This window comes from Chryseobacterium sp. CFS15 (assembly GCF_031118795.1).
In the GTDB taxonomy this organism is placed as follows: domain Bacteria; phylum Bacteroidota; class Bacteroidia; order Flavobacteriales; family Weeksellaceae; genus Chryseobacterium; species Chryseobacterium indoltheticum.
Genome location: NZ_JAVHYL010000002.1, coordinates 412154 through 427923, shown reverse-complemented (window position 1 = coordinate 427923; position 15770 = coordinate 412154). Strand labels below are relative to the sequence as shown.

Here is a 15770-nt window from a genome sequence, read left to right as displayed (position 1 = left end):
AAGTGGGCGGCTGTACCGCCCGTCACTCTATAACCTTTGGAGGTATTATAATATGAGTATTTAACATCCATTTTTAAATATCTTTACGGGTTACTGTGATTGATACAGTATTAGGTAAAGCAGAATCAAATTCAATATCTATTTTATTCGGATCGGTAAGTTTTACCCTGCCTTCGATTTTATAAAATGTTACTGTATCGTACATATCAACATCTACATTTCTTGTCCCTAAGTTGTGCGCTATACTTGAAGTTCCGGAAATAGCAGTAGTGTATGATCTTACAATATTACTACCTGCAACGACTCTACCTTTAGCATCTACTGTAACTTCATCATAAGTTCCGGCAGCTACTCCTGTTGCAGCTAATGTCAACGCTGAAGTAACATTTGCAGAACCATCAAAGGTTGTTGCCCATGTAGCGTCACCTGAAGCAGAAATTGTTCTCGCCGTTGTCAATTTTGCAGCTGACCCTGTGGTATTGATTGCTGCAGTCCCCGTCAATAATGTTGCAGGAACAGCAGTAACAGGAATTGCAACGTTTCCTGAACCATCAATCGTCTGTGCTGTTGAGGTAACTCCTGAAAGCGTAATCGTTCGTGCTGCCGTCCATTTTGAAGCGGAAAGAACACTTTTCGCTGCATCTGCCGTGTTATCAACATTACTTAAGCCAACATGAGATTTATTTAAAACCACAACTCCCGTTAATCCATTGACAGAATCTACAGCTCCGGAGGTGATATAAACAAATGTTGTACCCGTCCATCTATAGGTTTTGTTGGTATCAAGCGATACATATATCTTACCCGTTTCTCCCGTAATTAGGTTAGTATATGCTGCTTCTTTGTAGAATTTTCCGTCAGCAGTTTTATAATATCCTTCCAAAACATCATCTACGTAAGATGGTAATTGAGATGCAGGAACCAAGCCTGAGGCATCCAATGCAGCAACCCCATTCGCTGCGCCTTTTTGTGATAAAGGAACATAATTAGCCAAATCTGCCGCAGTAGGCATAGAACCTAGAGATACCGTAATTCCGTTGGCGGTCTGAGTGATTCCTGTAACCACATTCCCTGTACCTGAGGTAGTAACCGGTAGTGAAAATGAAGTACCAGACAATGTCAAACCATTACCTGCACTATACGTTGTATCTGTAGAAACTAATGTAATTGTGCTTCCGGTTTGGTTGATCGTCATATTAGCTCCGGCTGCAAGGGTCACGTCCCCAGAGACTAGAGTTCCAGATGCACCCCCTTTCAGACGGGTAATCGTGTCTGGCGTTGTAATTACTCTGTTTGCTGACAAATCATAGGCTGTCCCATTGATTGTTAACGTTCTTGTTTTTGGCACATAATCTAACGGGTTCAAATTTCCATCATGCCAAAAAGAATTGATCGGTCTTGTACTACCTCCAGCGGTTAAAATATCATTGTCTGTTTTGCCTTCAATTTTGTAACCTACAGAGCTTCTGTAATAAGCGTATTTAATGTCCATAATTATATTTTTTTAATTGTTAACTGAATTATATTGGGTGGTACAGAATCAAACAGCACTTCAATAGTATTGGTGTCTATTCGTCTCACCTTAAGGGGAATTGTAAACATTGTAACTGTGTCGTATGCATCAATCACAAAGCTTAATGTATCAAGATCATGTTTTACCCTAGAGTCTCCCCTCACTCTTTCTTCGTACTTGATTTTTTCTAAACTGGCTGCGTCTTCGATATTTTTGATTTTATCGTACACCTGATCATTAAACTGATTTTGATATTTGATTGCGTTCCAGTTTGAATATGTTCCGACAACGTTTATTTTATCATCATAACTTGCTTTGATGACATCGTCTTTTAGCAATTCTATCTGCTGTGCGTTTTCTTTGATATAGTTTACGATTTCCTGAAGTTCATCTAAAGAAAGGTCGTTTGATAATAGTTTATTTTTAATATTTTCTATCTCCAGTGTCAGGTCTTTATCTGCATCTTTCAATTCGTCGACAAAACCATTTACCTGTATTTTTGTGTACACGTTCCCCAACTGATCCGAACTGTCAGTTGTAGCAACATTGCTGATTCCGAGTTTATTTTTCCAGCTATTAACATGAGTTGCTGTTAAATTATCCGCATTCAGCAAAGCCAGATATCCCGAATGAGCCATTGAATCTGCTAAATGCTGTTGGAAAGCTTCTGCACTTGCAAATGATTGAAAAGTTTCTTCAAACCCTTCAATACTTTCCATAGGGATTAAGTTTTCTTTATGATAAAAAGACAGAAACGTTTCTTTAAACTGTGTTTGTGTTGGAAAATCTCCAGTTTCAAACCAACTGAAAATTGTATTTAGTGGTGTACTCATTTGATGATTGAAAATTAGTTTTGATAAAATTGATAATTGGGGAAGATCTACATGATTCATAAGTTTAATATCCTATATGAATTCTATATCTTTTTAAGCTATTTTTGAATTTAATCCCTTCTTTATCAGAGTATTTGCGAATGAATTATTGACAAGATCATTACTAAAAAAACAGTGTACGTTAAAAATATTTGGTGATTGTATGTCACCTCAACAAATTCACTTACCGTTTTTTATAACAATTTAAGCTTACTCTAGAGTATAATTATTCAGAGCTCAAATTTCAATTTTTTTTGGGTATTATAAAAGTTTTTTGCCTTCCCTATTCTGTAGTTGCAACAACCATTATTATTGTAAAATCTGATGATACTGCTTTGTAATTACAAGTTCAAAATTCACTATTTTTTAGTTCTTATGAAAGTTTTTTGATCTCGCTATTCTGTAGTTGCAGTAGACAAAAAAATAGTATTTTACTACTTGTTAATTAGATGTCATATTATCTTACTCCCAATCAAATGCATAACCAGTCTCTGTAATAAAAATGAAAACCTATAAAAACAAAAGCCGGAGCAAAAAAGTTTCTGCTCCGGTTTAATTATTTATTTTTGTCCTAAGATCTTTATCATATTGTCAGGACCGTTTATAAATTTCCGTTCGGGAAATAAGTTTCTACCTCGATATCAATTTCTTCAAAATCGTCAGAAGTTTCCTTAATTGGTTTTTCGAGAAGTATTCCGTCTAGATAGTAAGTAGTTCCCAAATAGATTTCATCGCCAAAAACAACTCCATCTATTTTTCTTTTAAAGCATTTCCCAGGATCCGCTTTAATTATATTATTTGTCTGTATCATATATTTTTATGTTATTGGATAAATTTTTGCGGCAAAATAGCTCCAATTGGTTGCAGTTTTATAAGCAGAAACGCTTGCTGCGGGTACATGAATTTCTACTTTATCAATAATAATCCCGTCAGCAACTATGTTTGTTCCTACCAAAATAGGAGGTATCGTTGCCAATACTTTGATTATAACTTTAGTAACGCCTGATTGTCCTACACTTGCACTAATTGGCAGACAGTAATTCTCTAGATAATTAATTGAAGCAGGAAGAATAATTGTCATTACATCTTCACCAGATCGCATCTTAATATTGAGCCCATATGAATCTATTCTTTCTAATCTTGTAGAACCCGAAAGGTCAGCAAAATTGGTAACACCTTCCTCAACATTTGCATAATCTATATTATTACTCAGCATGCCATTGAAAATTCTCGTTATATAAGGAAGAGTATATTTTCCAGCTTTAGGATACATATATCGGAATGAATTAACTGTATAAACTCTAACATTTCCAAATAAATTAATATCTAAATATCGTCCTTGAAATGGAGAATCTCCTAATTCTTCAATTTTGTCAAAACTTCCAAATACAACGGTGTAAGTATTGAAGTTAAAAGCATTAGAGCCTATCTTTTTTATATTTGGAGGAAAAATAATACTACTATACAATATATTTGATCTGAAAGCCCTATCTTCTATTGTTTCTACATTTATAAAAAATCTAAATTCATCAAAGCTATAACCAAGAGATCTCGAAGGATGAATAGATTTGTTAAAGGTATCAACCCCGATAGTAGTAACGGCTCTAGCTTCTGTAAAACTCAATTCACCGTCACCATTCGTATTATAAACTTCTAATAAAGTAGCTTTCCTCTCAGCATCAGCAATCTGTATAAAATTAGCAACAGATGAAAATGTAAAATGGAAGTCAGGCCAATTGGCTTCCATGAAATCTTTATCTTCTTGATATATGGTAGAAAAATCCCATGTTCCTTCAACTACAGAATGAGACGTTGTGTTACCTGAATCATCAATACCTTTAGCATTTATAAGTGGAAAGAAATTTTCACTAGAAGTACTACTTCCATTTAGATTATTAATTCTCACTCTGCTCAAATTTTTTAGATTTGAAACAATGTCATTAACATTAATTAAAGGACAATCCTTAATTACAAGAGTTGTTATAGAACTTGTCGTAAAAGTTAAATTAGAATTTTTAATAAATTTTTGATTATCCAAAATCAAAGTACTAGCTGTATTTGGTAATATTAGAGAAGTTAATAAACCACCTTTAGGCAATAATACAGAAGATATCCCTGTTCCTGCAGCGGAAATATTTTTAATACTTGTACAACCCGTTAAATCTATTGACTGTTTTAAATTTGGACAATTTGAAATATCTAATTCTTCTAAAATTGTATTATTACCAATAAACAAGTTTCGCAAATTTTGATTTGAATAACCGGAAATTTGACTTCCAATTCGAAGCCTCGACAAATTCATTGCTTTTGAAACATCTAAAGTACCAAGATACTTTCCTGACAAATCTCCAAGATCTTTAATTGCAGATGCACCATAGATAATAGTTTCTGTGTCGTTAAAAGTAATAGCCGGAGATTGAACTAAGGATGCGACATTTTTTCGCAATCGTGCCCTATTGATGTAAGAACCAAACTTAATTTTAGTGTATCCGTCTTTTTGAGCCGTTAGTAAAAAATTAGCATTGGGAGCAACTACAGGCGTGCCCGAAGGTGTATAAAGTCTCATCGTGATATAATCCGAAGAGAAAGTAGACGTGTCATACTTTCCGTCCATATATCTGAATCTATTTAATAACCAATAATTCCTGTGTGATTTTCTTGAGCCTTGTGCGGTGTATAAGTAACTTCCGTTCCCGGCTATCATCAAAGGATCTATATATTTATATTTCGCATCTTCATTGAAAATGCTTTCCGCCCATTTGTCAGATTCTAATGTGTTAAAATAAGTGTTGCACTTATCATAAGTTAGAATTCCTGAAGCTCTCATTTGCTGATACAAAGCCGTAATTTCAGTATCAAAAGCAACTTCAACCAATTTCCAAAGCTCGGATAAGGCACCGTTCCAAACGAACCCGCTACCAACCTGATCGTGCGCCTCTACCCAGTAATCATACACATTATGGCCTTCGTTATTAAGACCTAAAACCGTATCATTATCGTAAAAGATCAGATACCAACGATTGTTTCCTTCAGCGTCCGGATACATTGCAAACATCTGATTTTTAGCGCGCTGATCGACCATTGCGAAAAACTCAGTGAATACATAATAAAACAGTAAAAATTGAATATTAAAATGATCTTTAGCTTCAGCTTTGAATTTTGCAGGATCATTTTTGCAACTCACGATCCATGTATGCAAAGCTTCAAGATTCGAAGTATCTTCATTATCTTCCGGATATCTTCCCTCAAAATCATTTTTCCACAACTTCTTTCCAGAACCATCCACACTATGAAAATCTGTAGCAATAAATAATGTATTATCTGACGTATTGTTTAAAAATTCCCAGCATTCCTGACCACCTGTAAAACCCGTTGTTGCTTCATTCGACTTATCATTGTTAAAATTATATTTTCCTAAGAAAATACGCTCAGAATCTGGTGTTGCACGGTGAAAAATAAGCATGGGAAAACCGTCCATTGTGGTTCTAATATTAGGATCCACTAACTGAGGAGGCACTAAGTAGCCTAACTGATTCAAAGAATCTTGTGCAAGCCTCGCCAAACCAATGTTGTGAGAACCTGAAGACTCCATGAAATCGGCTTTAAAAGTAAATGTCTTTTCCGCCAATGAATTATCACGAAGCTTGTATTTTGAAGAATTTAATTCGCCATTTTTGAAACCTCCATTAAATTTGATTTTAAAGTTTTTTCGGGGATAATACTGAGAAGATGTCCCCTGAACATCAACACTTGCATTTACATAAGAAAACGATTTTGCAGGTTCTTGAGCATTTTCATACTCTCCAACAATTGTTTTTTTATCGCCCTTATAAGTTGGCAAATCTCCAACAATGGTTAAGCATGGAATTGATTGTAAACATTTATCATAGGACAAATTTCCGAAGGCATCGTACAATTTATTTCTCTCGTAAATGTTGACTTTTTCAACCAGGTTATCCATGTCAGCAATGAAATTCGACAACATCTGATCAGCGTTTAGATTATTATTGTAAACTCTAATGTTATATAAATTAATATTACAATCACTGCTTCCAATGGTAATGTTTTGAGGAGCTTGTTGTAAAAAGCTGTCTAATGAATTATACTGATATAATGAAGATATAATTCCATTGATATACACAAATACCAATCTTTGATCTGCAACCTTTGTAACGACTACACTTACACGGATCCTTTCTTCTTCTTTGAAAAAAATTGAAGTACCGTCCTGCTCAGAACTGAACGAAAACGAATTTGAGGTAGCAACAAATCCGACATTTCCATTTTTGCAAGAAAAAATAGTACTTTCACTGTTTTTTATATCTGAAGTTGAAAATTCAAATTCTAATGTTTTACCACCTGTTTTAAAATCGTTATCAAATATTTTAAAAGGGATTTCAACCCTTGCATTTCCGCTCACTTTAAGCGCTACAGAACCCTTTGAATCTTGAATCCAACCATTGGTACTGAAATCAAAATCAGTAAGCGTACATGACAAGTTTTTGTATTTCCACTCGTTTTTGTTAATCTCTGAATTGCTTCTGTTTCGACTACTTAAAAATAATTCCAAGCCTAACGTTTCGGCTTCAACTTGAATATCAAATGCTGCTACAGCTACTGAAGTATTTTTCGTGACATTGCCACATTTGAAGGTCACCGTGTGCGCACCTGAGTCCGTAAATGTATAGGTGAATTTCTGCAAACTTCTATTCACCAATAATTCAGAAACCTTCACTCCATCGATCAAAATCTCAACATCGCTATAATTTGACGATGGTGAATACACCAGATATTCAATTGAAGCTGGAGAGTATTGATTTGCCACAACGTTATTTGCTGACGAAACCAAAGGCGTTAAATTCCCTGCCACAACGCAGATAATATCCGTCAAAACATGATTACTTTCGATGACCTCACCGGATAAATCAGCAGTCATATATGCTTCTAAAATATGGACACCATGAGGTTGTACAGGGACTTCATAAAGAAGCTCTTTGTTATTAATTGAAGTAACTACTGGCGGCAAGTCTAAACCATTTAATTTGAAATGAATCGTCTTCTCAACATTCCCGGTTGGGATATACCGGAAAATGATTGGTCCCGAATTAATAGTGGTCTTGTCGTATGTAGTACTTAAAGCAAGTGCTATTGTTTGAATATCATATTTTAATTTTCTGTTATTTCCATAACTGTCCGTTATACTGAGAGTAATGGTATTATCTCCCGCCAAAATAGATGACGTGATGTCTATCTCATTGACTCCCTGACCAATGTTTTTATTAAATAGGATCGTGTTTCCTTTTAAAATACTCGCAGTTCCCCCGCCAGTCTCACTACCATCTACGCTGTCGATGGATGACCACGAAAAAACTATTTTAACTTCACTTCCAAATGATCTTACGAACGATGCAGGTATTTCAGATTTTGCGCGGAAAACAATTCCATTGGCTCCTCCGCTTCCCCCACCACCAGTTCCATATTCACTTTCTGACTTTTCTCCTAAAGCTGAATATGCGATCTGCTTAATGATCTTTCCGTCTTCATTCTTAATGAAAAACATGACGGGATAAGTGAAATTATCTGCAACTTCTTTATCTGATCTTTCATATTTTGTGAAATAAATTCTTCCTGTATATCTCATTTTAATCTTCTTGTGTTAAATCAATAAAACCATCTGCTCCACCTGCGGGTATATTAACCTCAAGAACAGACCAAACAAAACCGTCAAAGGAAATTATCCCGAAATTTTCAATCGTAACTCCTGAAGCATTTTCGTAGACTCCACTCCCTGCCCAAAACCATTTTGCTGATCCCGGCTTAACAATAATATTATCAGTAGGCCTTAAAATTCCTCCAAAGGCAAAATTTGCTTCTGGATTAACTTCAGACTCTTTAAGCAATTCTATCTGTTTCCTATTTTCTTTGATATAGTCTACGATTTCCTGAAGCTCATCAAGATTATCATCATTAGAATCTAGTATTTTGTTGATCTTTGCAATCAGCTCAAGCATTTCATTATCTTTTGCCTGAAATATATTTACAATTTCCTCGATTTGCTCCTTTGTATAGACATTTCCGGTCTCTTCACCATCGTCTATAGTGGCGGATAGTTTGATTTTTAATTTTTCTTTCCATTCTTCTACATTCTTAGCAGTAAGATTGGATGCATTAAGTTTTGCGAGCACTACATAATGTGCGTTTTCATCTTGCAGATGATTTGTAAAAGTTGTGCTGGATATCGTTTTTTGAAAAGTTTCATTTAAACCCATTACCTCATCCATCTTGATATTTTCATCTAAATGACGGAATGAAGAAAAGGTTTGCTGAAACTGATGTTCTGTGGGCATATCGCCCTTTTCAAACCAGCTAAATATTGTTTTTAATGGTACTTTCATTATTTATTATTGAAAATTATTTTTGATAAAAATGATAATTTGAGGGAAAGTCTATTCTTGGTGGACTTATTGTAGATAAATAGAATTCTATTTTTTTGAGCAATTATTGATTTCCGCCCTCTTTTATCGTACTATCAATTAGTGAATTATTAATATGGTTGTCACCTTAGAAAACATCTATTTTCGCAATGTTTTTTTGTAATTTTATTTTAAATCAACTACATTCTCTTACATTTTTTCTATACTGTTTTCTTGGTATACTTTTTTTGACTCCAATGATTATTCACATTCTTTAGAGTTCAAATTTCCTGTTTTTATGCCTTTTATAAAAGTTTTTTGACCTCGCTATCCTATAGTTGCAATAACAAGTATTTTCTGAGAAATAATTATTTCCTTCAAAAAGGAGTAATTTATTCCATAGTATAGCATACAAAACCCATAATCAGAAGATTACTGTCTTCTAACTATGGGCTTTATAATAAATTACAGAGAGTTATTTTTAATTTATTATAGAGAGTGCTTCTTAATTAGATGTCATATTGCTTTGTATAAATTGGCTCCGTATCAAATTTAAATCCTTTATTAGCAGCTATACCTGTTATTTTACAAAAACCAGGAACCTTAAACATTGTCCCTACATTATCATGAGTCACTTCTATATAGCTGTCGCTATCATTGAAGATTTCAATACGCTGTCCTAATATTGGTTTTTGTGGTAATCTTACGGTTTCTCTTGTTACAATATAAATATGAGCATTTCTAGAACGTCTTACATCTCCATCTGTGTTATACAGAGGATTAAGAATCAACTGCATAGAAGTGTTATGAATGTCAACCGTATCTACTGATAAATCTCCAGCTATCTGAACTTTATCTTCATGATTACCTGCCTCTCTTCCTATACCAAGTAACTTTGCATCAAAATGAATATTTAATCCTTCAAATCCATTAACTGATGAACCGTATTTAATATATTCATTGATTCTACCTGCGTAGAACACTTCATTAGATAAATCAACAAGTCCAGCTTCTCCGCCAATGTAATCTTCTTCTAAGGCTAATGTTCCGTAACCTATGCTATTCATTAATCTCACACTGCTGAATTGTGGAGCTTGTCCTGTCCCTAAATATTGGTCAATATTATTTAGATAAGATAAATTGGAATGGGTATGAGAACTTCCTCCTGCTGCCGCATTCCATGAATTAATATTAGCTTGAGTTATATTATTTACAGGATGTGACTGAGAAATGAAATTACTATCAACCCATGTTTGTGTTGCATAATTCCCGGCTGGAATTCCATCTAAATTATCAGCATTCCTTGCGCTATCTACTCTTACACCATAAGTTCCTGAGCCATTTCCACCTACTAACGTTGGATAACTAGGATTCCATTGGTATTCTGCATCTACGTTTGATTTTGAAGCTCCCCAAGGAGTTGTACCACTTGAAATATCAAATATAGTATGCCCATTCCCGTAATTATTCCAGGTCATTTCGCTTAGAACCCGTCTATTAGTGATAGCTGGTTGACCTACATAGTTCCAATGATAAGGTGGTGCTACATCTAGTAACTGATTTAAGTTGACGGCATGAACACCAATTGTACCATTTGGAATAACAGGACTTTGTAAAAAAGTATTTGTATTGGCGAAAGTTTGCACACCATTCAATGTGGCATAACTACCTAATTGAGCATTTAAAGCAGATTGCGTGACATATCCATTCAAATTAGCTGAGGTCAGAAATCCTTGATTATTTACCCAGTTCTGTGTTGATAATGTATAGATTCCTATCTTTACTTGTTTCGTTCCTACTGGTTCAGCTGAATTATCAATTGAAACTACACGATTAACAGTTGTTTGACCGCCACCGCCAGTGGTTATAGCTTTTACCGAAAATCCTTGCCAGTACCACAATCTTGGAAACCAAAAACATAGATTGCCATTGATGTTCATTGCAATAATAGTGGTAAGATCTGAATATGTTGAATATCCTGATTGGTTGATGATGGTATCTGCATAGATGTAACCCTGAACTTTTGTATCCATCGGTATACCACCTCCGTACATATTACCTTTAATTTCTAAAAGAAAAGATTCTCCCTGAGTCTGCGAATAGTCAATATTTGTTGTAATTAATGTACCATCTGTAAAATCTCTATATGAATTAACAAATGCATCATCCTTACTATATTTTGTAAGCTGGCCTCCACCTCCCATAAGGAAGTAATCATCGGATGAATTATTCTTAATAAAACCATTTGAAGTAATATTACCATTAACATCTAATTCAGTTGTAGGGTTTTCCTTATTTATACCAACAAAATTATTCGCCCTGTTTGCTGATAAAATTGGTGCCGAATTGTTTAGTCCATTATTTAAACTATGCAGAGTTAATAATCCTGTACTGGTATCTGTGTAAAAATCAAACCCATAAGAATCTGATAAAGTGGGTTCTGCTAAATGAAGAATTCTTTGTTTGCCTATGTTAGTATTACCAATAAGTAATGCTCCGGTCATGGTATCACCTGATTTGCTTACTTTTGAATCAGGGCTAAAATTACCTGTATGGAACAACCATTTGGTGTCATTCCACACACCAGCATCACCATTTCTTGATCTTATACCAATATTATCACCTCCATTATTATACTGAGCAAATAGTTCTGTAGAATATGAATCATTCAAACCAGAAAAATTAATTACCGAACCTGAATAACCTTTACCGGCCCAACTGTAATCAAAAAAACTTTTATTTGATCTACCATCTGAGCCATTAGTTATACCCCCAGTAAAATCTATTCTATGAAAATTGTTATGGACAAAATTTTGTGTTGCGATAGGAATAAAACCACTTGTATTATGATAAATATAAGGGTAATCAATACCATTATCTGTTGGTGTGTTCCCACTAGAAAATCCAATTGCTACTGCATTTTGTAAAGCGTTAATCTTTGAATTAGGATTAAAGTTTCCTGAATGCCATAAATTTCCAACTGTGGTAATATCTACAGTTGCTTGTAATTCAGAACCTGTCCATCCAAAAGATATATTATTACCAATTGTTCCTGTTCCTCCTACTCTAACGTATTGTCCGACGGGTTGATAATTTCCTAATTGTGAATTTAGTTGACCTAAGTTAACAGCATGGTCATCTTGTATAGCATTTGGTATTGCTATATTATCAGTAAATGTTGTCAGATTAGAATCAATCCATACTTTAACGCCACCATTGTAATACAGTGTTAATGGTTTTTCATTAAATGTTCCAACAACAAATCTTGAGTTGTTAGATTGTATAAGTCCAAAAGCATTTGTATTAAAATCACCATCTAATACGTATCGGCTATATGCTCCAAAGAAGTTTTTAACACCACCTACATTCTGTTCGCTAGAAAGATCAACATAATTTGCTAATTGTGCAGAAGTAGCAAAATCTGAGATTGGTTTGTCAGTACCATCACCAAGAAGCATATGAGCATTGCTTGAACCAGCTTTTATAAATCCACTTGCCTGTACATAATTTACCGCATTCAGGAAACCATCATTTCCAATTGTTAATTTTTTAACAAAATCATTAGTGTTTGGATTCCAAGTACCTATGTAGAAATTTTCTTCACTCCAGTTATTTTCTCCTGCTGAAAGTGCCCAATGTGTTGAAGCTGAATTATTACCAAGGATTAATTTGGTTGTATTCGTGTTGACACTTGAGCCAATAACCCTTAAACTCTGAGTAAAAGTTTTTTTAGCATTAATATCTTGTAGTGTATTTGTAGTAATATAATTCAGTAAATCACCTTGAGTTGCTGCTCCTACATTAATTAAGTAAGCTAAATAATCTACAGTGGATTGCGGTAAGTTAACATTATCCCAAGCTGTTCTCCAAACTCCCCATGTACCATTAAAGCCACCTCTGTAAGATAATTCTCCTGCTGTACTTCCATTATTATAATTTATCTGTAACTGTGAACTTGTATCTTGCCCAGGTAAATTAAGCATTGGAGCATACAAATATTTTACGCCTCCAGCATCATTGCCTGCTCTATAAAACCCTCCTTTACCATAACCACTAATTGAGTCAAAATTATCATTAAGAATTACACTTTTTGAAACATAATCATTTAACTGACTTTGATCTACTTTAGAATTCCAATCGCTTGCAGCACCAAAATTTGAAGTTAAAATATTACCATCAGGTTGAATTAAAACTTTTTCATTATAAGTTACTCCACCATCTATAGAGAATTCATAGCCCAACCCTAAACTATTAGAACTTCCACCTCTTTTATTTCCTATTCTCCATCTAGTGTCATAATGAGTATATTCATGACCTGAAACTATTTTGTCAAGACCTGATGATCTAAACACGTTTACATGGTTTAAATCAGTCCCTAAAAACTCAACTGCTGAAATAGGTGAAAAATACTTATTGGCTATTATAACTTGATTTGTATTCAAAGTAACATAATCATTTAAATTAGCTGTTGTAGCTAATTCACTAATTGGAACATGGCCACCACCTGCTAAAAGTACAAAACCATTATTATAACCTCTTTTAATAAAACCACCCGAAGTAATGCCAGATATGTCAATTTTAGCTAATTCTGATGGTTCATAATTAACATCAGGAGTAAGCTCCGTATCACCATAGAATGTAGTAGAACCGTCATTACCAAATTTAATTAAAGATGCGTATGATTTATCCGATTGGTATTGATTACTTGTTATGTATCTAGCTTGACCAATATAGCTACCAACAGTAGAAGCAACACCGCCTAAATAAATTGCATTTCCATCAGGGGATTTTGAATATAATCCTACATAATTACCAAATAAAGAATTATCACCTTGAATAACACCTACAGTACTAGCATTATTTAATTGTTTAGCATTTAAATTCACATTAGCTAATGCCCCTGTATAAGGCACATAACTATCTTTAACCCAATCTCTATTTGCTATTGTTTTCCACTCACCCCAAGTTGTTCCATTGTATCTATCTCTTACATAAATTACTCCTAAACTATCAATAGGACTATATTCTTGTCTAATCCAATCAGGAGAATAAATTTTAACAGTTGCAATTGCAATGGTACTAATAGGAACATTTAGCCATTGATAACTATAATAAACACCTTCTAGAGTTAAGTCGTTTAAGTCAATAACGTCATTATGGGAATTTGTTCTTGGAAAATAAGGTAAAGAGTTGAAAAGCTGATGACCTCCACCACCTGTCAAGAAATAATCATCGCTTGAGCCCGATTTTCTATATCCTTTTGCAGTAGTATGTACATAATCACTAGCATTAATATCTATAAAATTAAATCCATCATTATTATAATTCAATGTTCCTGCGTATAGACCTGGTTGAGTAAACCCTATACCTGGATAAATAGTATCTGTACTACCGTTACCTCGAACTTCTAAAGCGTTTCCATCATAATTATTTCCTGTAGCACCACCAAAAGATTTTCTTGATGGAATAACTTGAGGCGTATTCAGACTTACAAAATTATCCGTAACCCAATTCCTAGTTGCTCCTTGGATCTGTGTCCAATTATAAGCAATTGCCCAATCTATTGCACTTCCATAATTTAAAGTGGCAATATTTCCTTTTGAATAAATTCCGTTGGTAGGAATATTGGATGAATCAGCATAGACATTAGAAACCAATAAACCTCCAGTATATATATTTTGAGCTTGGTTGCCTAATTCATCTAAAATGACGACTGCTTTATCACTTCTGATTTCGTTCCAAGAAGATCCGTTATACCTTTGCCAATAATTCCCTAGCTGATTTGATGTTACTAAATTTAAATCAGAAACTATTTCCGTATGTGTTCTTCTACTGATTTTTTTTGTAGTAGGGTTCCAAACTAACACAAAACCGGCCTCGTTTGGAACACTTTTTACGATAATTTCGCCTTCAACGGCGACGTGATTATTAAAATATTCGGGTGCGATCATCAATCTAATCTTGCGGTTAAGGTTATTCTATATTCGTTCGGAGTAAGAGGTGCCAAAACATCGATCTGCACATCATTTTCGGTAACAGGTACACAGCTAAGATTTATTCTCCTGTTATCTGCATTTCGGTAGCAGGTATAATCAACGTTTCTTGTCTCCCAGTTGTGCGTTAATGAAAAAGTTACAGATGAGCCGTCACCGATCTGCCATGTTCTGCTTTTAATTTTTGCATCCAAAACAGCTTTCGTCGATTTTGGAGTCATTGCTTTAGCAGCATCAGTACCCACAATAGCTTCAACATCTGTAGCGATCTGAATAAGTCCTTTCACTGTATCTGTAGCATCTACAATATCAGGAATTCCTTTTTCTATAATCTGATAATTTGTAGCAACATTGGAAGCATTATCGGTATTAGCAATAAGATGATCACCGATTGAAACGGGCTCATCACCCACCCAACCATTTGCCGTAATCACCCAGACCATCCCTGTTTTAATGGTAGCTGATGTAATTGGCGAAGGAGTTGCCATTGATCCTTTAACTGTCGCAGGGATAAAACCTCCCGGCTGATAGATCAATGCTCCTGTAAGGCTTTGCCCTATTAAGTTTTCAATATAAGTTTTAATCTTATTAGATGACCATGTATAGGTACCCGACTGCGTAGCATCATTCAGGAAAATGGAGACGATATCTGCATTGGTAAGGTTTCTGCCCGCTACTTTAATAACGTGTCCTGAACTATTGGTAAGGATCTGGCTTAGCAATAGAAGTCCACCAGTCTGATCTGTCTGAAAAGGATTATTGGTCAGCGGATAATCAGGATGTACATAATTTTGGGCTAAATTAATCCATTCGGCTCCGTTCCATTGATGCAACTCACGTTTATAATCAATTACCCAACCTGCAGGCACATTATCTGTACTTGGAAATGTGTCAAAATATTGAAATCTGGTACGTTTCAGTTCTCCAAAAAAATTATCCTGATTTGCGTTATTACTTATTACTGCGTTATTATTCATGG

7 protein-coding genes are annotated in these 15770 nt (G+C 34.7%); all 7 read right to left on the bottom strand.

The annotated features are described in order from the left end of the window. Nucleotides 1–73: 73 nt before the first annotated feature. The 7 genes from OH814_RS04565 to OH814_RS04535 all read right to left on the bottom strand — a co-directional run bounded on the left by OH814_RS04565 (nt 74) and on the right by OH814_RS04535 (nt 15768). Nucleotides 74–1492: a hypothetical protein gene (locus OH814_RS04565; RefSeq protein WP_308827286.1), complete on the bottom strand. Its 1419-nt coding sequence runs from the start codon at nt 1490–1492 to the stop codon at nt 74–76. Between the two features lie 2 nt (nt 1493–1494). Beyond that, a complete protein-coding gene (locus OH814_RS04560) occupies nt 1495–2346 on the bottom strand; it encodes a hypothetical protein (protein WP_308827285.1) in 852 nt (283 codons plus the stop codon). A 640-nt stretch (nt 2347–2986) separates the two neighbouring features. Continuing rightward, on the bottom strand, nt 2987–3196 hold the full coding sequence (locus tag OH814_RS04555) for a hypothetical protein (RefSeq protein WP_308827284.1): 210 nt from the start codon (nt 3194–3196) through the stop codon (nt 2987–2989). Nucleotides 3197–3202: 6 nt separating this feature from the next. Continuing rightward, on the bottom strand, nt 3203–8026 hold the full coding sequence (locus OH814_RS04550) for a CotH kinase family protein (RefSeq protein WP_308827283.1): 4824 nt from the start codon (nt 8024–8026) through the stop codon (nt 3203–3205). 1 nt (nt 8027) lies between these two features. Beyond that, nucleotides 8028–8780 carry a hypothetical protein gene (locus tag OH814_RS04545; protein WP_308827282.1) on the bottom strand — a complete coding sequence of 251 codons (753 nt, stop codon included), beginning with the start codon at nt 8778–8780 and terminating at the stop codon, nt 8028–8030. Nucleotides 8781–9307: 527 nt separating this feature from the next. Then, nucleotides 9308–14749, bottom strand: coding sequence for a pyocin knob domain-containing protein (locus tag OH814_RS04540; RefSeq protein WP_308827281.1), 5442 nt, complete (start codon nt 14747–14749; stop codon nt 9308–9310). Continuing rightward, complete coding sequence (locus OH814_RS04535) at nt 14749–15768, bottom strand: hypothetical protein (protein WP_308827280.1); 1020 nt, start codon at nt 15766–15768, stop codon at nt 14749–14751. The genes OH814_RS04540 and OH814_RS04535 overlap by 1 nt, the downstream gene beginning before the upstream one ends. Nucleotides 15769–15770: the final 2 nt, after the last annotated feature.